This window comes from Streptomyces krungchingensis (assembly GCF_054729265.1).
Genome location: NZ_JBPUKY010000001.1, coordinates 4,184,537 through 4,204,390, shown reverse-complemented (window position 1 = coordinate 4,204,390; position 19,854 = coordinate 4,184,537). Strand labels below are relative to the sequence as shown.

Annotated in this window: 15 protein-coding genes and 1 pseudogene; 5 read left to right on the top strand and 11 right to left on the bottom strand. The window is 73.4% G+C overall.

Going from position 1 to position 19,854, the window contains the following annotated elements; genetic code table 11:
* Positions 1-4: 4 nt before the first annotated feature.
* From ACSYGO_RS18575 to ACSYGO_RS18555, 5 genes are all read right to left on the bottom strand, one after another.
* Positions 5-898, bottom strand: coding sequence for a carbohydrate ABC transporter permease (locus ACSYGO_RS18575; RefSeq protein WP_426681182.1), 894 nt, complete (start codon positions 896-898; stop codon positions 5-7).
* 2 nt (positions 899-900) lie between these two features.
* Positions 901-1,842, bottom strand: a complete 942-nt coding sequence (locus ACSYGO_RS18570; protein WP_426681183.1) for a carbohydrate ABC transporter permease — start codon at positions 1,840-1,842, stop codon at positions 901-903.
* 7 nt (positions 1,843-1,849) lie between these two features.
* A complete protein-coding gene (locus tag ACSYGO_RS18565; protein WP_426681184.1) occupies positions 1,850-3,187 on the bottom strand; it encodes an ABC transporter substrate-binding protein in 1,338 nt (445 codons plus the stop codon).
* Positions 3,188-3,247: 60 nt separating this feature from the next.
* Positions 3,248-4,459: an ROK family transcriptional regulator gene (locus tag ACSYGO_RS18560; protein WP_432174952.1), complete on the bottom strand. Its 1,212-nt coding sequence runs from the start codon at positions 4,457-4,459 to the stop codon at positions 3,248-3,250.
* 230 nt (positions 4,460-4,689) lie between these two features.
* Positions 4,690-5,802, bottom strand: a complete 1,113-nt coding sequence (locus ACSYGO_RS18555; protein ID WP_460387089.1) for a mechanosensitive ion channel family protein — start codon at positions 5,800-5,802, stop codon at positions 4,690-4,692.
* Positions 5,803-6,074: 272 nt separating this feature from the next.
* Here ACSYGO_RS18555 and ACSYGO_RS18550 point away from each other — a divergent pair, with 272 nt between their 5' ends.
* Positions 6,075-6,611, top strand: a complete 537-nt coding sequence (locus tag ACSYGO_RS18550; protein ID WP_028802683.1) for an HNH endonuclease — start codon at positions 6,075-6,077, stop codon at positions 6,609-6,611.
* 149 nt (positions 6,612-6,760) lie between these two features.
* Here the strand turns inward: ACSYGO_RS18550 and ACSYGO_RS18545 are convergent, their stop codons facing one another.
* The 4 genes from ACSYGO_RS18545 to ACSYGO_RS18530 form a co-directional block, all read right to left on the bottom strand.
* Positions 6,761-8,101 carry an FtsX-like permease family protein gene (locus tag ACSYGO_RS18545; RefSeq protein WP_460387088.1) on the bottom strand — a complete coding sequence of 447 codons (1,341 nt, stop codon included), beginning with the start codon at positions 8,099-8,101 and terminating at the stop codon, positions 6,761-6,763.
* A complete protein-coding gene (locus tag ACSYGO_RS18540; RefSeq protein WP_432186088.1) occupies positions 8,098-8,859 on the bottom strand; it encodes an ABC transporter ATP-binding protein in 762 nt (253 codons plus the stop codon). The genes ACSYGO_RS18545 and ACSYGO_RS18540 overlap by 4 nt, the downstream gene beginning before the upstream one ends.
* Positions 8,856-9,389, bottom strand: a complete 534-nt coding sequence (locus tag ACSYGO_RS18535) for a PadR family transcriptional regulator (RefSeq protein WP_460387087.1) — start codon at positions 9,387-9,389, stop codon at positions 8,856-8,858. The genes ACSYGO_RS18540 and ACSYGO_RS18535 overlap by 4 nt, the downstream gene beginning before the upstream one ends.
* Before the next feature lie 704 nt (positions 9,390-10,093).
* Complete coding sequence (locus ACSYGO_RS18530; RefSeq protein WP_460387086.1) at positions 10,094-13,366, bottom strand: beta-N-acetylglucosaminidase domain-containing protein; 3,273 nt, start codon at positions 13,364-13,366, stop codon at positions 10,094-10,096.
* A 314-nt stretch (positions 13,367-13,680) separates the two neighbouring features.
* On the opposite strand from ACSYGO_RS18530, the gene ACSYGO_RS18525 reads away from it, so the two are divergent.
* The 3 genes from ACSYGO_RS18525 (at position 13,681) to ACSYGO_RS18515 (ending at position 16,571) form a co-directional block, all read left to right on the top strand.
* On the top strand, positions 13,681-13,959 hold the full coding sequence (locus ACSYGO_RS18525; RefSeq protein WP_426681191.1) for a hypothetical protein: 279 nt from the start codon (positions 13,681-13,683) through the stop codon (positions 13,957-13,959).
* Positions 13,960-16,218: a 4-alpha-glucanotransferase gene (malQ, locus tag ACSYGO_RS18520; protein WP_460387085.1), complete on the top strand. Its 2,259-nt coding sequence runs from the start codon at positions 13,960-13,962 to the stop codon at positions 16,216-16,218. It begins immediately after the preceding gene.
* Between the two features lie 113 nt (positions 16,219-16,331).
* On the top strand, positions 16,332-16,571 hold the full coding sequence (locus tag ACSYGO_RS18515) for a hypothetical protein (RefSeq protein ID WP_028802676.1): 240 nt from the start codon (positions 16,332-16,334) through the stop codon (positions 16,569-16,571).
* A gap of 252 nt (positions 16,572-16,823) precedes the next feature.
* Here ACSYGO_RS18515 and ACSYGO_RS18510 read toward each other — a convergent pair whose 3' ends face one another.
* The gene (locus ACSYGO_RS18510; RefSeq protein WP_460387084.1) at positions 16,824-17,429 is read right to left on the bottom strand and encodes a TetR/AcrR family transcriptional regulator; all 606 of its coding nucleotides are present in this window, start codon (positions 17,427-17,429) and stop codon (positions 16,824-16,826) included.
* Positions 17,430-17,608: 179 nt separating this feature from the next.
* On the opposite strand from ACSYGO_RS18510, the pseudogene ACSYGO_RS18505 reads away from it, so the two are divergent.
* A pseudogene (locus tag ACSYGO_RS18505) lies at positions 17,609-19,156 on the top strand (FAD-dependent monooxygenase); the annotation flags it as partial.
* 18 nt (positions 19,157-19,174) lie between these two features.
* On the opposite strand, the gene ACSYGO_RS18500 reads toward ACSYGO_RS18505, so the two are convergent.
* Entirely contained in the window at positions 19,175-19,780 is a 606-nt protein-coding gene (locus ACSYGO_RS18500) for a MarR family winged helix-turn-helix transcriptional regulator (RefSeq protein ID WP_460387083.1), read from the bottom strand.
* Positions 19,781-19,854 lie beyond the last annotated feature (74 nt).

The following is a 19,854-nucleotide window of genomic DNA, read 5'->3' as shown; positions in this document are numbered from 1 at the left end:
TGGTTCAACCCTTCACTCCGGTGAGCGTGACACCCTCGACGAACGCCTTCTGTGCGAAGAAGAACACGAGGATCACAGGGGCCATGACCAGCACGGTAGCGGCCATGGTGAGGTTCCAGTCGGTGTGGTGCGCGCCCTTGAACGACTCCAGTCCGTAACTGAGGGTCCAGGCGCCCGGGTTCTCGGACGCGTAGATCTGGGGCCCGAAGTAGTCGTTCCAGGCGTAGAAGAACTGGAAGAGCGCGACGGCGGCGATGCCCGGCCTGGCCATCGGCAGGACGACCCGCAGCAGGGTCCGCAGCTCCCCGCAGCCGTCCACCCTCGCCGCGTCCACGTACTCGTTCGGGATGGTCATCAGGAACTGGCGCAGCAGGAAGATGGAGAACGCGTCGCCGAAGGCCATCGGGATGATCAGCGGCCACAGCGTGCCGGACAGGTCCAGCTGCTTCGCCCAGAAGAGGTACATCGGGATGATGACGACCTGCGGCGGCAGCATCATCATCGAGATGACCAGCATCAGCGACAGGTTCCGGCCGCGGAAGCGGAACTTGGCGAGCGCGTACGCCACGGGGATGGACGACACGACCGTGAGGACGGTGCCGGCACCCGCGTACAGCAGGGTGTTCTTCCACCAGGTCAGGAAGCCGGGCGTGTCGAAGACCTTCTGGTAGTTGCCCCACTCCCAGGTGTGCGGGATCAGGTCGCGGCTGAGCGCCTGGGTGTCGCTCATCAGCGAGGTCAGGAACACGAACACGAAGGGCAGGACGAAGAAGAGGGCTGCGGCGATGCCCAGCGCGTGGACCGCGACCCACTCCAGGAGGGCCCGGCGGCGGGCGGTGCGTTCGGCGGGCGAGGAGGGTGCCTTCAGTCCCACCGGCTTGTCGAGTACTTGGGTCATGGTCAGTCACCTGCCTGGATGAGGCCGCCCCGGCGCCGCATCAGGAACGCGGTGAACACCATGGACAGGGCGAACAGCACGAGCGCGACCACACAGGCGGAGCCGTAGTCGAAGCGCTGGAAGCCGAGGTTGTAGACGAGCTGCGGCAGGGTGAGCGTCGACTTGTCGGGGTAGCCGGGCTCGAACTGCGTGCCGGCGCCCTGGATGACGCCCGAGGCGACCTTCCCGGCGATCAGTGGCTGCGTGTAGTACTGCATGGTCTGGATGACCCCGGTGACCACGGCGAACATCACGATCGGCGAGATGTTCGGCAGCGTGACGTACCGGAACCGCTGCCAGGCGGAGGCACCGTCCAGCTGGGCGGCCTCGTACTGCTCGGTGGGCACGTCGAGCAGCGCGGCCATGAAGATGACCATCAGGTCGCCGATGCCCCACAGGGCCAGCAGGGTCAGGGCGGGCTTCGACCACGTCGGGTCGTTGAACCAGCCGGGGGCGGGGACGCCCGCCTTCTCCAGGATCGAGTTGACCGGTCCCGTACCGGGGTTGAGGAGGAAGGCGAAGGCCATGGTGGCGGCGACGGGCGGTGCCAGGTAGGGCAGGTAGAAGAGGGTGCGGAAGACCCCCGTACCCGTCTTGATCTTCGTGATCAGCAGGCCGATCCCGAGTCCGAACACGACCCGCAGGCTGACCATCACGACGACCAGCCACAGGGTGTTGCGCAACGCGGGCCAGAACAGCGGGTAGTTCTCGAAGACGTACGTCCAGTTCTTCGTGCCGCTCCACGTCGGCGGCTTGAAGCCGTCGTAGTGCATGAAGGAGAAGTAGACGGTCGAGATCAGCGGGTAGGCGAAGAAGACCGCGAAGCCGATCAGCCAGGGCGACATGAAGGCGAGGGTCCGAAGCGCCGAACGGCGGCGCTTCGAAGCCAGCGTGACGGTGCTCATCCCGGGCCTACTTCGCCTGCGCGATGTCCGTGTCGATCTGCTTGGCGGTGCTCTCCAGACCCGCCTTGAGATCCTTGGCCTTGCCGCTCTCGTAGTCGTACCCGAACTGCTGGATCGTCACGAGGTAGGTGCCGCCGTTGATGGAGGCGGGCGTCGTCGTCGAGTTCGGGTCGGAGGCGATGTCCAGGAAGGTCTTGAAGCGCGGGTCGTACTTCAGCTTCGGCGACTTGAGGGCGGCGAGTGTGGACGGGACGTTGTGGATGTCGTTGGCGAAGCCGACCACCGCGTCGGTGTTCGTCGTCATGTACTTGACCAGTTCCCAGGCCGCGTTCTGCTTCTTGCTGGTGGACGCGATGCCCGCGATGGTGCCCGTGATGTAGCCCTTGCCGTACTGGTCGGCCTGGTCGTCGGGCACGGGCAGCGGCGCCACGCCGATCTCGAAGCCGGGCTTGGCGTCCTCGGCCATGCCGAGGCGCCACTCGCCGTCCAGCTGCATGGCGACCTGGCCGGTGTGGAAGGGGTGCTTGGGGCCCCACTCGTCGCCGAGCTTGGAGCGGTACCGCTCCAGCTTCTGGAAGCCGCCGAGCTCGTCGACGAGCTTCTTCTGGAGGGTGAACCCGGCCGCGAAGGCAGGGTCCTTGGCGATGTTCGACTTGCCGCTGCTGTCGAAGTACGTCGGCGAGAACTGCCCGAAGTAGTGCTCGGTGGTGGACTCCCAGCCGTGGTAGTTCGGCATGAAGCCGAGCTGCTCGTAGGAGTCGCCCTTGGAGACCGTGAGCTTCTTGGCGTCCTTCTCGAACTCGGACCAGGTCTTCGGCGGACCGTCGATCCCGGCCTTCTCGAAGGCGGTCTTGTTGTAGTAGAGCCCGTACGCGTCACCGAGCAGCGGCACCGTGCAGCGGTTGCCGTCGAACTGGGTGTACTCGTTCATCGCCTTCGGGAACGTCGTCTCCGGGTCGATGCCCGACTTCTTGAAGAAGGGGTTCAGGTCGACGAAGGCACCCGACGAGCAGAACTTGCCGACGTTGTTGGTGGTGAAGGACGAGACGACGTCGGGCGCCTTGTCGCCGCCGGCCCGCAGCGCCTGGTTGATCTTGTCGTCCGTCATGTTGCCGACGATGTTCACGTGGATGTTGGGGTGCGCCTTCTCGAAGCCCGCGACCAGCGACTTCACGGCCTTGACCTCGCCGGGCGCGCTCCACGCGTGCCAGAAGTTGATCGTCTGTTCCTTGGACGCGTCGTCGTCGGCGCCGGAGCCGGACTGGCCGGTACAGGCGGTGGTGAGGAGGGCTATGGAGGCGGAGGCGGCGAGCGCGACGACCGCTTTCCTGGACATTCCGGGCATGACGGGGTCTCCCTAGGCAGGGCGGGGCGGTGAAGGGGGGTGAGGAGGTGCGGGAACCGGCTAGCGGGAGGTGTCGAAGACCTCGTCGCGGGTGGCCGCCAGGGCGCTCTCCAACGCGCCCCGGAGCACGGGGTGTTCGTGTACGTCGCCGACGACGAGGCGCGGCCGGGACGCGGCCAGCTCCTCCAGCTCGGCCTGGACCAGGGCGCGCAGCGGCTCGCCGCCCGCGGTGAGCGGGGCGCCGCTGAGGACCACGAGCTCGGGATCGAGCACCGAGACGAGCGAGGCGAGACCCGTGGCGAGCCCCGTCGCGTACGTCTCCAACAGCCGCCGGTACGGCCCCTCGTCGAGAGCGGCGGCCCGCTCGACGACGGCGGCGGCGACCTCGGCGTACGGGCCGGCGGGTACGTCCTTGATGCCGAGCTCGCGCGCCAGCTTGGGGATGGCCTGCGAACCGGCCAGCTCCTGGTAGCCGCCGCTGTTGGCCTTGGTCACCTGGCGGACCAGGGGCGCGCCCGGCACCGGCAGGAAGCCGACCTCGCCCGCGCCGCCGGTCCAGCCGCGGTGCAGCCGGCCGCCCAGGACGAGTGCGGCGCCGAGACCGCCCTCGTTCCACAGCAGGACGAAGTCGTCGTGGCCGCGCGCCGCGCCGAGCCGCTGTTCGGCGATGGCCACGAGGTTGACGTCGTTCTCGTACTCGACGGGCATCGGCAGCGCGGCCGCCAGTTCGTCGAGCAGGCTGGGGGAGTGCCAGCCGGGCAGGTGCGAGGCGTAACGCAGCCGGCCGGTGTTCGGGTCGAAGGCGCCGGGGGTGCCGATGACGAGCCGGCGGACGTCGTCGCGGGCGAGCCCGGCCGCCTTCACCGCGCCGTCGAGGGCGTCGGTGACCTGGCGGACGACCGGCTGGGAGGGGTGCCGGCCGGGGGTGGGCAGTTCGTACTCGCCGACCGTGCGGCCGGTGATGTCGGCGACGGCGGCGAGGATGCGCTCGGGGGTGACGTCCAGGCCCGCGGCGTGGCCCGCGCCCGGATTGACCACGTACAGCTGGGCGTTGGGGCCGGGGCGGCCCTCGCTGGTGCCGGTGGCGAGGACGAGGCCCGCCGCCTCCAGGCGGGCGAGGAGCTGCGAGGCGGTGGGCTTGGACAGCCCGGTGAGCTTCCCGATCCTAGTCCGCGACAGCGGTCCGTGCGCGAGGAGCAGGTCGAGGGCGGCGCGGTCGTTCATGGCGCGCAGGACGCGCGGGGTGCCCGGCGTACCGGCGGATCCTGCCATCGGGGTCGACACCTGCCTTTCTCGACTGCCCAGCTTCCCAGTGACCGGACGGCGGAGTCCGCGGGGGGTCCGCGGGAGGCCGCGTGGTCCACCACAAGATCACTGTTAGGAAAGTTTCCTGTTCGGTGGGAGGAACGTAGGCCGGGGGCCGAGGGGGCGTCAATAGAAACCGCCCCCGAGGCAACAGACTCGTTACCTGCGGGGGCGGTGTGCCTGCCTGCGGGGCCGTGCTACTTCACCGTGCCGGGCGGGGCGCCCGGCGCGACGGCCGGTGCGGGGATCGGCGCGGCGGCGGCGGTCTGCGGCGACGCCGGATTGGCGAGCGCCGAGGGTGCCGCGACGTTCTCCGTCGGGTCGGGCGCCTCCTCCTCGGGCACCGCGGTCGGACCGCCGACGATGCGGATGTCCGCGGCGTCGAAGGCCCGCTTGATGCGCCAGCGCAGCTCGCGCTCCACGGACAGCGCCTTGCCGGGCATGGTCTTGGCCGAGACACGGACGACCATCGAGTCGAGCAGCACACTGTCCAGGCCGAGCACCTCGACGGGGCCCCACAGCTGCTCGTTCCACGGCTCGGCCTTGCTCAGGGTCTCGGCGACCTCGGTGAGCACCGACCGCACCTCGTCCAGGTCCTCCGAGGCGCGCACCGTGACGTCGACGCCGGCCGTGGCCCAGCCCTGGGAGAGGTTGCCGATGCGCTTGACCTCGCCGTTGCGGACGTACCAGATCTCGCCGTTGTCGCCGCGCAGCTTGGTGACGCGCAGGCCCACCTCGATGACCTCGCCGGAGGCGACGCCCGCGTCGATCGTGTCACCGACGCCGTACTGGTCCTCCAGGATCATGAAGACGCCGGAGAGGAAGTCGGTGACCAGGTTGCGGGCGCCGAAACCGATCGCCACACCGGCCACACCCGCGGAGGCGAGCAGCGGGGCCAGATTGATCTCGAACGTGCCGAGGATCATCAGCGCGGCGGTGCCCATGATCAGGAACGACGCCACCGAGCGCAGCACCGAGCCGATGGCCTGCGAGCGCTGCCGACGGCGCTCCACGTTCACCAGCAGGCCGCCCAGCGAGGTGCCGTCGACCGCCTGCGCCGTGCGGTTCATCCGGTCGATGAGCTTGGTGATCGCCCGCCGGACGGCGACTCTCAGCACGGCCGCGATCACCAGGATCAGCAGGACCCGCAGTCCGATGGCGAGCCAGGTGGACCAGTTCTGCTGGACCCAGCTCGCGGCGTTGGTCGCACTTTCCTGGGCGTCCTGAAGCGTGGCGGTCGTCGGGTCCGTCGACGTCGAGGGGGACGGCGACGGCGTCGAACCGACGGCCAGTAGGACGGGCAGGGACACGGCAGGTACCTCCAGGCGTAGCGGTCCGCCCGCGGCAGGGGACACAAGAAGGGCACCGTCGGGCAGACCCACCACACTAACGGGGCATCGTGTGTGGATCGTTGCAATGTTCGAGGGAGAGACCGTGCTCACCTGGGGATGAAGGGGGTGTGGTCGAAAACACTCCCAGCCCGTTACCGGGACATGGTGGCGCTTCCACCAGGCATGAGGGGAGACTGACTGCAGATCGTCCCGGCGCGAGCCACGCGCCGCCGGCGTACAAGGAGGCATCCGTGCCGCATGTCCTGGTCCTCAACGCGTCGTACGAGCCCCTCGGCGTCGTACCGCTCCGCCGCGCGCTCGTCCTCGTCCTCGAGAACAAGGCTGTCTGTCTCGAGGAATCCGGCGCCTTCATGCACAGCGCAACCGTTACTGTCCCCGCACCCAGCGTGGTCCGGCTGAAGAGGTTCGTGCGGGTCCCTTACCGGGGGCCCGTTCCGCTGACCAGGCGAGCGCTGTTCGCTCGCGACGGCGGCCGGTGCATGTACTGCGGTGGCGTCGCAACCAGCGTCGACCACGTCATCCCGCGCAGTCGCGGGGGTCAGCACGTCTGGGACAACGTGGTGGCGTCGTGCCGCCGCTGCAACCACGTCAAGGCCGACCGTCACCTGGTCGAGATCGGCTGGCGCCTGCGCCACAAACCCGCCCCGCCGACGGGGCTCGCATGGCGCATCATCGGAACCGGGCATAGGGACCCGCGCTGGCTGCCATACCTGCAGCCGTACGGCGCGGACGACGCGATGGCCCGGATCGACGGCATTTCCGCCTGACGACCCGGGCCTTTGTGTTGCCTCACGGCGCCGTCCGCCGCCGCCGTTCCGGCTCCCCAGGAGCACCCCCGTGCCTCCCGGGGAGCCGGCCCGTCCGCACGGACCGTCCCGCCCGGCGTGGCCGGCCTGCCGAGGCCGGCCGGACCAGGTCAGACGTAGCGCAGCTCCGCCGGGTGCGCCGAGCGGCGCAGCAGCGGCAGGGACGTCGCCGCCGCCAGCAGACAGGCCGCGTAGACCGCCACGGGGACGACCACCGGCAGCAGCGGCACCGTCCCGCCGCCGGCGAGCTGCCCGTACCAGACGCCGATCCCCAGGCCCCCGACACCGGCCAGCGCGACCGCCGGAGCGAGCGGCAGGGCCGTCTCGAGGAGCAGCGCCCGACCCAGCACCGCCCGCGGCACCCCGGCGGCGGCCTGCGCGGCCAGCCCGCGACGGCGGCCGACCAGGGACTCGGCGGTGCCCACGGCGAGGCCGGAGAGGGTGATCACCAGGGCGACCAGGACGGCGGCGCCGGTCAGATTCACCCCGGTCGTGTAGAAGGACATGTTCTCGGCCAGCGTGTTGCGGTCGCGGCCGTGCAGGCCGTCCAGCAGGACTTGCCGTACGCCCAGGAAGCCCGTCCCCACCACGGTGACCAGGAGGACGGCGGCATGGGTGCGGGCGGCGGCCCACGGATCGTCGCGCAGGCGCTCCGCCGCGATCAGGGTCGCCGGGTTCTGCGTCCGGGCCGCGAGGAAGCGGCCGGTGAACCGGGCGGCGGCACCCGTCGCCCACACGGCCCCGGTGCCGGTGAGGATCACCACGGAGAAGACGATCAGCGGGGCGGTGCCGAAGCCGCCGAAGCTCGCCGGGGCCAGGACGAGACCCGTGAGAAGGATCACCAGCGCCGCCGCCAGGAAGGGGAGGCCCGGACCCCGGCCGGTGTCCGGGCGCACCCGCCGCACCCGGCCCAGCGGCGAGGCGACCACACGGCGCAGCGCCAGCAGACTGACCAGGACGCCCAGCACGGGTACGGCCACCAGGACGGCGGCGAAGCCGGCCCAGACGACGCCCGGCGGACTCTGCCACTGCACGCGCAGGACCACGGCGCAGGTGACGGTGGCGGCGGCTGATCCCGCGAGAGAGGTGAGTCCCGCCTCCAGCGCCGCGATCCGCCGGACCTGGGCCGGGGAGGCCCCCGCCAGTCGCAGTGCCGCCAGCCGCCGGTCGCGGTGCACGGCGCCGATGCGGGCGCACTGCCCGAGGAAGCCGAGCACCGGGACCAGCAGGAGCAGCAGCGTCAGGACGATGCCCGAACGCTCGCCGGGCTGGTCGAGCAGGCCGTCGGCCACGGCCACGTGGTACTGGCCGCGCAGCGAGGCGACCGCGGTCGCCGCGAGCGCGAACGCCGTCGCCACCGCGGCACCCAGAGCGGTGAGCGTGATCCGCCACCACTCGCGCCGGTCCGAACCGCGGACGAGGAGCAGCGCGAGCCGCGCATCGTCGATCATCGGGTGGCCTCCGTGGACGTCGTGCCCGCGGAGCCGGCCATGCCCTCGGCGGAGGGGCCGGACGCGCCCTCCGCGGTCGGGTGCCAGGCGCCCTCCGCGGTCACCGTCCCGTCCCGCAGGGACACCTCCCGGTCCGCGTACGCCGCCACCTGCGCGTCGTGGGTGATCAGCAGGACGGCGGTGCCGGTCTCCCGGGCGGTGTGGACGAGCGCCGTCATCGCCTGTTCCCCGGCGAGGGAGTCGAGCGCTCCGGTCGGCTCGTCCGCGAAGACGATCCTCGGGCCGGTCACCAGGGCCCGCGCGAGCGCGACCCGCTGTGCCTGACCGCCGCTCATCTCGCCGGGCCGCAGCGCCTCCTGACCGCGGACCCCGAACCGCTCCAGCCACTCGCCGGCCTGCTCCCGCGCCGCCGTGCGGGGGGTGCCCGCGAGCAGCAGCGGCAGTGCCACGTTGTCGGCGGCGGTCAGCTCCGGGATCAGCTGGCCGAACTGGAACACCACACCGAAGTCGGTGCGCCGCAGTTCGCCGAGCCGCTTCTCGGGGAGCCGGTCGAGGCGTTCGCCGCCGTAGTCGACCGTGCCCTCGTCGGGCCGGACGATGCCGGCGAGGCAGTGCAGCAGCGTGGACTTTCCACTGCCGCTCGCCCCGGTGACGGCCAGGATCTCGCCCGCGTGCAGGTCCACCGAGGCCCCGCGCAGCGCGGGGGTGGAGCCGTGCGTCTTGACGAGGTCCCGGGCCACCAGGAGTGGGTTGCTCATGCTGCGTCGACCTCCGCGGTCAGGGTCGTGAGCCGGGCCGCCGTGGTGTTCATCCAGCGGAGGTCGGCGTCGAGGTGGTTGAGGGCGTAGTCGGCCGAGAGCACGGTCGCGAGGTCGGCGCCGGGCGCCGTCTTCACCGCCGTGAGGTCGCGCATCCGTGCCATGTGCGCGGCGCGCTGGGCCCGCAGATAGCCGGCCGGGTCGGCCGAGGCGAGGATCGAGACGACGACCTTGGCGAAGATCTCGTTCGTCACGAACGGGGCGGGCGGGGTGATCTCCGCGGCCCACTCGGTGAGTTCGCGCGATCCGCCGTCGGTGGAGCGGTACAGCGTCCGCTCGGGGCCGCCGTCGGAGTCGGTGCCGTCGATCTCGGCGAGGCCGTCTCGGACCAGCCGCTGAAGGGTCGTGTAGACCTGCCCGTAGGCCAGCGGACGGGCCTGCGGGAAGCGTTCGTCGTGGCGTCGCTTGAGGTCGTACCCATGGCTGGGCCCTCCGGCGAGCAGCCCCAACAGGATGTGACGGGTGCTCATGGAGATCAGTATGCACTCGATATATGTACTGAGTGAATAGTGATCGCGAAAAAGTCTGCCCGCGAGGGCGAGGAGGGTGGGGATGCGCACGGGCCCGAACTCGCGCGGGGCGCCGGTCACTCGCCGCTGCGGGCACGGCGGCGCGGGCCGTCGGTCGGGCGGGCGATGACCGGCAGGCACCCGTCCGAGCTCTGCGATGCGAGGTGCGGGCGAGCCCGGGGACGGGCGGGGTGTGCGGTACGGGGCGCCGGCGGGTGGTGTGCGGGCCCGCGGGCGGGGGTGGGCGTCCGGGACGGGCGGCGCGGGCCCGGATGGGCGGTGCGAGGCCGGGCGGCGCGGGCCCGGATGGGCGGTGCGAGGCCGGGCGGCGAGGGCCCGGATGGGCGGTGCGAGGCCGGGCGGGCGGTGTGCGGGCCCGCGGGCGGGGGTGGGCGTCGGGACCGGCGGCGCGGGGCCCGGATGGGCGGCGCGGGGCGAGGGTGCGCGGTGTGCGGGCCCGCGCGGGTGGGGGTGGGCGTCCGGGACGGGCGGCGCGGGTCCGGATGGGCGTTGTGCAGGCCCGCGGGCGGGGGAGGGGGTCCGGGAAGGGCGGCGCGGGCCCGGATGGGCGGTGTGCGGGCCCGCGGGCGGGAGAGCCGGCCGCCGCAGGTCGTCCCGGACGCGGGCGTCCGGGACGACGGATCAGGCCCGGGGCCCGGCAGGTCTCACCGGTCGGGTGACGTCTTCGTCGCTTCCTCGTGCGCCTCGCCGGCCACCGCGTACGCCTCCACCGTCCAGAGCGAATACCCGTACCGCGTCGCCCTCTTGAGCCCCTGGACGCGCACGTACCGCACATCGCGTTCGTCGAAGCGGACCGACTCGCGCCCGCCCCGGCCTTCCCGCACCGTCGCCGCCGTGCGCCAGGTGCGCCCGTCGGCGGAGACCTGGACCCGGTACTCCGACGGGTGGGCGTCCTGCCAGTGCAGCACGACCTGGCCGAGGTGCGCCGGTTCGGCGAGCCGTACCTGCCACCAGGCGCCGTCCTCCACGGGTGACGACCAACGCGTCGCAGGGTCGCCGTCGTTCGCCGCCGCGGCGGGGAAATCGGGCGTCTCGTCGCCGGAGGAGGACGCCGTGCCGGTCCGGGCCAGTTCGGGGCCCGTCGTGCGGGGGAAGGCACGCACCGTCAGGGTGCGGGTCTGCTCGCCGAAGGCGACGGTGACGGTGTAGGAGCCGGCCGGTGTCCCCGGCTCCACGGTGACCTCGACGGGGACGTCCACGGCCGTTCCGCGCGGGAGGGCGGCAGGTGCCCGCGGGACCTCGGCCCGGATGCCCTTCGGTGCCTTCGCGGTCAGTTCGCCGTGCACGTCGGCCGGGCGCAGCGACGTCAGCCGGGCCGTCACCCGGCCCGTGCCGCCGATCTCCACGTCGGTCTCGGAACGCGCCAGGTCCAGCGCGGCGGCCGGGGAGTCGGCGAACCACGGCACGAGATGGCGCACCTGGGAGGGCCGGGGGCCGGTCACGCGGACGGCGTCGGCGCGCAGCCCCGCCGCCGCCCCGCCGTCCCCGGCCTTCTCGCCCGTGTCCTTCCCGCCCGTGTCCTTCCCGGCCGGGACCTCCGTCGCGCCTCCGGCCGCGAGGGGGCCGAGCGGTCGCCAGCCCTCGCCCGGCACGTGCGCCTCGACCGAGCCGGCCGCGCCGGGCTCGGTGAGGACGCTCACGGCGGTGAGGGTGCGGGTGTGCGGGAAGCGGACGGTGCGGCCGTCCGCGGCCGCGCCGTGTTCCGCGGCCGGCTCATGGCCGAGGCCCGCCCATGACCCGTACGCCGACAGCGCCTTCTTCAGGAATGCGTCCAGCACTCCCTTGCCGACCGTCACCTCGCTCGCGGCGATGCCGGCGCGCAGCCGGCCCAGGGTGCGGTACGCCGTCCAGGCAGCCGTCCCGTCGCCGCCCGCCTGGGCGCGCAGCATGTCGACCGCGGTCTCGCCTGCCTCCCCGTAGCGCGCCAACTGTTCGGCCCAGGGGGCCACTTCGACATCGAGGGTGCTGTCGGACAGTCGCTCCGGGGTCTCGCGCATCACGGTGAACGCGGCACGCAGCCGACGTGCGGCCGTCTCGTTCGCCGTCCGGTCCGTGCTCGTCCGCGCCCGCCAGAACGCCTCGATCAGCGGGCGCAGATACGCCGACTCCTCACCGCCGAGGACGGAGGACGCGTCGTTGCCGGCGAGGGCTCGCAGCGCCTCCCCGCGGCCCGGGTCCCCGCCCGCCAGGTCGTCCACCGCCGCCCTCCAGGACTCCTGGGGGCGGTAGTCCCGTGGGTTCCACGCGTAGTCGGCGGCGGTGAACAGCGGGATGCGCGAGGCCACGGCCTGCGGCATCGCGTTCGCCAGCAGCGCCGCCGAGCCGGTCGCGACCGCGGGCTCGCGACCCTGGTACGGGCCGAGGAAGATCCGGTCCTGTGCGTAGTCGTTGACCGGGTAGTTGTCCATGGTGACGAGCCGGTGACCGCCGAACGCGTCGCGGGCGCGGGCCAGTTCGGCCCCGGTGATCGTCCTCGGCACGACGCCGACGCCGGTCCAGGCGATCTCGATCCCCTCGTCCAGGGCGCTCGCCAGCTCCCGGCGGTAGTCGGTCGAGCCGTCCTCGTAGTACTCCGTCGGCATCAGGGACAGGGCGGTGGTGTCCGGGCGGCGCTCGGCGAGATACCGGGCGACCGTGTTCGCCACCTGGGCCTGCGCCTTCGCGGCCGCCTCCGGGCCGGAGCCGAAGGCCTGGGCGTCCGCGCCGCAGTGCCACTCGCTGTAACTGACGTCCTGGAACTGGAGCTGGAAGGACCGGAACCCGAGCGCCCACATGGCGTCGAGCTTGCGTGTCAGGGCCTTGACGTCGGCGTCGGACGAGAAGCACATCGCCTGGCCGGGGGCCACCGTCCACGTCAGGGTGACGTGGTTGCGGAGCGCCCGGTCGGTCAGCTCGCGGAAGTCCGAGCGTTGCGCGGCCGGGTACGGCTCCCGCCAGCGGGCCTGCCGGTAGAGGTCGTCGCCGGGGGCGTACACGTAGCGGTTCTGCTTGGTGCGGCCCATGAAGTCCAGTTGGGAGAGGCGCTGTTCACGGGTCCACGGGGTGCCGTAGAAGCCTTCGGTGGTGCCGCGCACCGGCGTGCCGGGCCAGTCGCGGACGACGACACCCTTGATCCGCCCGTCGGGGCCGACGAGCTGACGCAGCGTCTGCACCGCGTGGAAGAGGCCGTCCTCGCCCACTCCGGCCAGCACCACCGTGTCCCGGCCGTCCGTGCGGCCGACGGCCAGCCGGTAGCCCCCGGCGGGCAGGTCGGCGCGGGGGGCGGCGCCGAGAGCCGTGAGGACCCGCTCCAGGGAGCTCACCCCGGCACGCGCGCCAAGGCCGTGCGCTCCCTCGGAGGCCCTGCTTCCGGCGTGCCCGCCGAAGGGGTCGCGGGGGGTCGGGACCGACGGGGAGTGCGGGGAGCCGGTGACCTTCGTGCTCATGCGGCCGCGCGCGGCAGGCGTGCTCGTCACGCCTCCGGTGCCCGTCGCGCCCCGTACGCCGGACCGGGGCGCGGCCGCCGGGTCCTCGCCGAGGCGCACCACCAGCGCACCCGACGGGAGTGCGTCCCCGTCGCGCGCCGTGGTGATCTTCCGCGCGCCGGCCTGGCGCAACAGTGCCCGCAATGCGTCGAGGGCGTACGGATCGGTCGTCGCTCCGGGCGCGTACGGACCCGGCCCGGCCGTGGGCCCGGATGCGCCGGGTGCTTCGGTGACCAGGACGACCTCGTCGGTGACCGTGACCGCGGCGCCGCCCGCGCGCAGCGACTGAGGGCGCGGCCAGACCGCGGGCAGCCCGCCCCCGGTGGGCTCGGGTTCGTCCGCGGAGGGCAGCGGTGACGGCGGCGCGGCGACAGCGGCGGGCGCCGAGCCCAGGGCGCCCGCGACGACGGCGAACGCGAGCGCGGCCGCCCCTTTCCCACGCCGGAGCTGCACGCTCCCCCTCCTCGTGGCCCGGCTCCCCGGCAGCCCTGTGCCCGGTTCCCCGACAGCCCTGTCGGTGAGGCGTCGAGCCCACCATTCGCGTGGTGAGGGTGTCAATGAGAGTGGTCGAAGTGCGAGGATTGCCCGGATCTGGAGTCGCGCCACGGAGACGGAATGTGACCAGGAGCACGTTGTTCGCCCTTGTACGTCTGCCATCGCGCCCGCTGGGTAGGGCTGCGTTGACCGCCAGGGCCGGAGCGCGCGGCACGACTCCGCGGGAACCGCCCTGGGCCGCCGTACTCGACGTACTCGACAAGGAGGCCCCCGTGGCCGCATCGGCACACCTTCTGCTCTCGGCCCTCTCCAAACGCGAGGCGGAGCTGTCCGCCGAGCCCGAAGGCGCCTACCTGTGCCTGCTCAGCGCCGAAGGCGCCTGCGCGGAGGCGCCGCTGACCAGCGAACCCCCGCTGCCCGACGCCGAACCGCTCACCAGCGAGCCGCCGCTCACCGACGCCGTGCCCCTGACCAGCGAACCCTCCCCCCAGCTCGCGGCCTCGCCCGACGAGGGGGCGCCCCCCTACCCCGGCGCCGTGTCGGAGGTCTAGATGCCACCTCGCCGGCCCGCCGACCCACCGCGGGCGCCGTCACCGACGCCCCTGTCGCGGCTCGCCGACCTGCACGGCGTCGCCACGTCCTACGAGCCGTCCCCGGGCCGTGCGGTCGCCGCGTCCGACACCGCGCTCGTCGCGGCCCTGGCGGCGCTCGGCGTCGACGCGGGCACCCCGGACGCCGTGCGCGCCGCCCTCGCGGCGCGTGAGGACGCGCTGAGGGGACGGCTGCTGCCGCCGACGGTGGTGTCCTGGGGCGAGGGCGCCCCCGCCGCGCTGGCCGCCCTGCCGGACGGAACCCGGCTCCGCATCGTGACCGAGCAGGGCGAGACCCGCGCCCGGCCCGAACAACTCCCGCCCGGCGTGCACGCCCTGCACGCCGCCGCGCCCGACGGCCGCACCGCCGACGTCCACCTCGTCGTCGCGCCCGCCCGGCTCCCCGCGCCGCCCGGACGCGCGTACGGGCTGCTCGTCCAGCTCTACTCCCTGCTGTCGCGCCGCTCCTGGGGCATGGGCGACCTCGGCGACCTCGGGGAGCTGACCGCCTGGGCGGGACGGGCACTCGGCGCCGGATTCGTCCAGGTCAACCCCCTGCACGCGGCGGTGCCCGGCACACCCACCGACCCGTCCCCCTACCGGCCCTCCTCCCGCCGCTTCCCCGACCCGGTGCACCTGCGCGTCGAGGACATCCCCGAGTACGCGTACGCCGGCGGCTGCGACCGCTCGCTGCCGGCACGCGCCGAACGGCTCCGCGACTCCGTACTGACCGAAGGCGCCCTGATCGACCGCGACGCCGTCTGGGAGCTCAAGCGCGAGGCGCTCGAAGCCGTGTGCGCGGTGCCGCTCGGTCCCGGCCGGCAGGCCGCGTACGCCGACTTCCTCGCGGAGGAGGGCGAGGCTCTGGAGGACCACGCCACCTGGTGCGCGCTCGCCGAGCTGTACGGCTCCGACTGGCGGCGCTGGCCACCCGGCCTGCGCGACCCCCGCTCGTCCGAAACCGCGCGCGCCCGGGGCGAGTCGATGGACCGCGTCGACTTCCACAGCCGCCTCGCCTGGCTCACCGACGCCCAGCTGGCCGCCGCGCAGCGGGCCGCGCGCGACGCGGGCATGGCGGTCGGCCTCGTGCACGACCTCGCCGTCGGCGTTCACCCCGACGGCGCCGACGCCTGGGCCCAGCAGGAGTACTTCGCCGCGGGCATGTCGGTCGGCGCACCCCCGGACGCCTTCAACTCCCGCGGCCAGGACTGGGGTCTGCCGCCCTGGCGCCCCGACCGGCTCGCCGCGTCCGGCTACGCCCCCTACCGCCGCCTCCTGCGCGCCCTGTTCCGGCACGCCGGCGCCCTGCGCATCGACCACGTCATGGGCCTGTTCCGGCTCTGGTGGATCCCGCAGGGGCACCCGCCCACCGAGGGCACCTACGTCCGTTACGACGCCGAGGCCATGCTCGCGGTCCTCACCCTGGAGGCCTCCCGGGCCGGAGCGCTGGTGATCGGTGAGGACCTCGGCACCGTGGAGCCCGGTGTACGCGAGACGCTCCAGTCGCGCGGGGTGCTCGGCACCTCGGTGCTGTGGTTCGAACGGGACTGGGACGGCGACGGACTCCCGCTTCCCCCCGAACGCTGGCGCGCCGACTGCCTGGCCACCGCGACCACGCACGACCTGCCGTCCACCGCCTCCCGGCTCACCGGCGACCACGTCGAACTCCGCGACCGGCTCGGCCTGTTGACCGGCTCCCTGGAGCAGGAACGGGCCGCGGCCGCCGCGGACACCGGGGAGTGGCTGGCGCTGCTCGCCCGGCTGGGGCTGCTGCGCGGCGCGAGCGGCGGGTGCGCGGCGGTGTCGGAGGAGGCCGAGATCCAGGCCGTGCACCGGTTCCTGCTGCGCACCCCGGCCCGGCTGGTCGGCGTCTGGCTCCCGGACGCCGTGGGCGACCGCCGTCCGCAGAACCTGCCCGGCACCTGGGACCAGTACCCCAACTGGCGCCTGCCCGTCGCCGACGCCGAGGGCCGGCCGGTGACCCTGGAGGACCTCGCCGCCTCGCCCCGGCTGCACGCCCTGATCGACGTGGTGCGGGCGCGCGCGGCGGGGGACCGGGCCGTGCGGGACGGCGCGGGTGCGGCGGACGGTTCGGGCGCGCCGGACGGCGCGGGTGCGGGGGACCGCACGGGTGCGCGGGACGGCGCCGGTGCGGGGGGCGGCCGTGCGGCGGGGCCGGTTCCGGAGGCCGACGGGAGGACGGCCGGGACACCGGCCTGAGGGCGAGGAGGTCGCGCGTCCCGGGCCCCGCGGAGGGGCGCCCTCCGGCCCCGGGGCCTCCGTACGGCACCCCCGGACGCGCGACTCATTCAGGTGTTCGCTACGTTTGCTCCGTGGACAAGAAGAACGCCCTGCGCGCCGGCGCCCTGGCTGCCGGTACGACGCTGATGATGCTGCTCATGTCGTCCCCCGCGCTCGCGCTGACCCGCGACGACGGCGACGACCCCGGCACCGGCCTGAGCGTGATCGACACTCTGGGTCTGTACGTGGCGCTGCCGATCGTGCTGTTCCTGGTCATCGCCGGCCTCGTGATGGTCCTCGACAAGTCCGACAGGCCGCAGAAGCAGAGCTGACCCGGGTACACCGGTTTCTTCACTTCCGTCGAGGGAGTCCGCGCACGTGTCGCGCGGGCTCCCTCGATGTGTTTGTCCCGCGCGATGTGTTTGTCCCGCGCCCGGGGCGCCTTCCGCGGCGGGGGCGTAGCGCCCGGCCCGCCCGCGCCCGCGCCGGTGGCGCCGATCTCGCCCGCCCCGTGGCGCCGGGTCCGACCGTGCCTGTGGCGCAGGGTCCGCTCGTGGCGAGGGTGATCGGGTCGGAGCCGCGGCCTACGGGTGGGGCGCCGTCAGATATCGCTGGACCGTCGGGCCCAGCCAGGCCACGATCTCCGCACGGCTCAGCGCGACGGCCGGGCCGATCCGCAGGACGTAGCGGGTGAGGGCGAGCCCGAGCAGCTGCGAGGCGCACAGCGCGGCCCGTACCGGCGCCTGCTCGGGGTCGGGGCAGGCGCGCCGTGCGACCGGTGTGAGCTGGTCCTTGAAGATGCCCTGGAGGCGCTCGGCGCCCGCCTGATTGGTGACACCCACCCGGAGTATCGCGGTGAGGACTCCGTTCTCCTCCCACAGGTCGAGGAAGTGGCTCACCAGGACGCGGCCCACGTCACGCGGATCGAGGCCCGCCGGATCCGGCAGCCGCAGGTCGACGTCGAGGACGGCGGCGAACAGCCCGTCCTTCGAGCCGTAGTAGCGCATGACCATCGACGGGTCGATCCGGGCGTCCTTGGCGATGGCGCGGATGGTGGCGCGCTCGTAGCCGTCGGCGGCGAAGCGGGCGCGGGCCGCGTCGAGGATCGCGGTGCGGGTCGCGTCGGAGCGGCGGGGCGCGGGCGCGTCCGCCGCTGCCGACGTGGGTGCGGGGTGTTCCGTGAGTGCCATGCCAACGACCGTAGGCCAACACGTGTTGACAGTCCAGTGGGGTCGCCCTATGTTGGCAAACAAGCGTTGGCCAACAAGCGTTGGCAAGCGAGGGAGTGTGGATCGGTCGACAGGCGCTGCAGGTCAACCACGGTTGGCCCACTGCCGTTGGCCGACAGGTGCTGGCATCGGAGGTCACCATGAAGGACCACACGCAGAACGCACAGTCCATGCGCGACGCGCATGGCGAGCAGCCCGCCGAGCCCCGCGCCACCGCCGAGGACGCCACCGCCCCTCGCCGCGCGGCGGCGCGCACCACCGTCGACCCCCGCGGTGTCGTCGTCGTCGGCTCCGGCCCCACCGGGCTGCTGCTCGCCGGTGACCTCGCCACCGCCGGCGTCCCCGTCACCGTCGTCGAGAAGCGGCCGCACAGGATCAGCAACCTCTCCCGGGCCTTCGTGGTGCACGCCCGCACGCTGGAGCAGCTCGACGCCCGCGGCCTCGCCGACGACCTGGAGCGCGAGGGCCGGCGGCTCGACCGTCTCCAGCTCTTCGGCGCGTTCTCCCTGTCGCTCGACACCCTCCCCTCCCGCTTCAACCACCTGCTCGTGATCCCGCAGTACGAGGTGGAGAAGGTGCTGGTGCGCAGGGCGGAGGACGCCGGGGTGCGGTTCCTGTACGAGACCGAGGTGACCGGTCTGGGCCAGGACGCGGACGGCGTGACGCTGACGGTCCGCCGCCCGGACGGCGCGGCGGCGGAGTTGACGGCGGCCTACGTCGTCGGGACCGACGGGATGCGCAGCGCGGTGCGGACGGCGGTCGGGCTGCCGTTCCCCGGCAAGTCGGTGATCCGGTCCGTGGTGCTCGCGGACGTGCGGCTCGACGAGGAACCGGAGTCGGTACTGACCGCCGCCGCGGTCGGGGACGCCTTCGCCTTCCTCGCTCCCTTCGGCGACGGCTACTACCGGGTGATCGGCTGGCACCGTGGCCGGAACGTCCGCGACGACGAACCGCTCGACCTCGACGAGGTCAAGGAGATCACCCGGCTCGCCCTCGGCCGTGACTACGGCATGCGGGACGCTCGCTGGATGTCCCGCTTCCACAGCGACGAACGCCAGGCGCCCGCCTACCGGGTGGGCCGTGTCTTCCTCGCCGGAGACGCCGCGCACGTGCACACCCCGGCCGGCGGCCAGGGCATGAACACCGGGCTCCAGGACGCGGCGAACCTCGGCTGGAAGCTGGCCGCCGTCCTCGGCGGGCACGTGGACGCGGCCCTGTTGGACACCTATCAGGCGGAGCGCCACCCGGTCGGGCGGGCCGTGCTGCGCAGCAGCGGCGGCATCGTGCGGCTCGCGATGGCCAAGCGCCCCTGGACGCTGGCGCTGCGCACCGGGCTCGGCGCGTTCCTGAGCCATGCCGGCCCGGCCCGGCGCCGGGTGCTGGGCCGGATCACGGGCATCGGGTACGCGTACGGGGCGCCGCACGGCTCCCACCCGCTGGTCGGCCGCCGCATCCCGGACGTCGCGCTGAGGAGCGGCCGGCTCTACGAGGCGCTGCGCGGCGGCCGGTTCGTCCTGATCGACCCGCGGCCCCGCACCGCGCAGGGCCGCGCGGACCGCCTCGCCGTGGAGCGGTGGGCGGACGGCAGGAGCACGACGGTGCTGGTGCGGCCCGACGGATACGTGGCCTGGGCCGCGGAGTCCCCGGACGCGGCGGCGGTCGAGGCGGCACTCACCGCCGCGCTGGGCGCGCCCGGCGACCGTCGCCTAGACGGTGGTGCTGGTCAGCAGTCGGCGCAGCAGGTCGGCGAGTTGGGCGGCCCGGGCCTCGTCGAGGCCGGCGAGCGCGTCGGTCTGGACGGCGAGTCCCGCCCCGACGGCCTCGTCGATCAGGCGCAGTCCCTCGTCGGTGAGCGTGACCTGGAGGCCGCGCCGGTCGTGCGGATCGGGTGACCGGCGCAGCAGCCCGGCGCGCTCCAGCTTGTCCAGGCGCCCGGTCATCCCGCCGGTGGTGAGCATGAGCGTCGCCGAGAGCTGCCGGGGGGAGAGCGTGTAGGGGGCGGCGGAGCGGCGGAGGGTGGCGAGCACGTCGAACTCGCCCCGGGAGATCCCGAAACGCGTGTAGGCCTTCTCCATCCGGTCGCCCATCGCCCGCGAGAGCCGGAAGATCCGACCGAAGACCTCCATCGCGGTCGTGTCGAGGTCCGGCCGCACGGCGGCCCACTGCTCGATGATCGCGTCGACGGCGTCCTTGTCGGCCGCGGCCTCGGCCGGGTCGACCGGCCCCTCCGTGGAGGCCCCGGCGGAGTCGTCGGCGGGGTCGTCGGCGGGGTCGTCGGCGGGGTTCTCGACGGGGTCCTTGGGGGTGTTCATGCGGGTGAGTATCCGCCGAGGCCGGATCGGTCGCAAGAAAGTAGCTCACAAGAGAGTTGATGGACGCTGAGTAG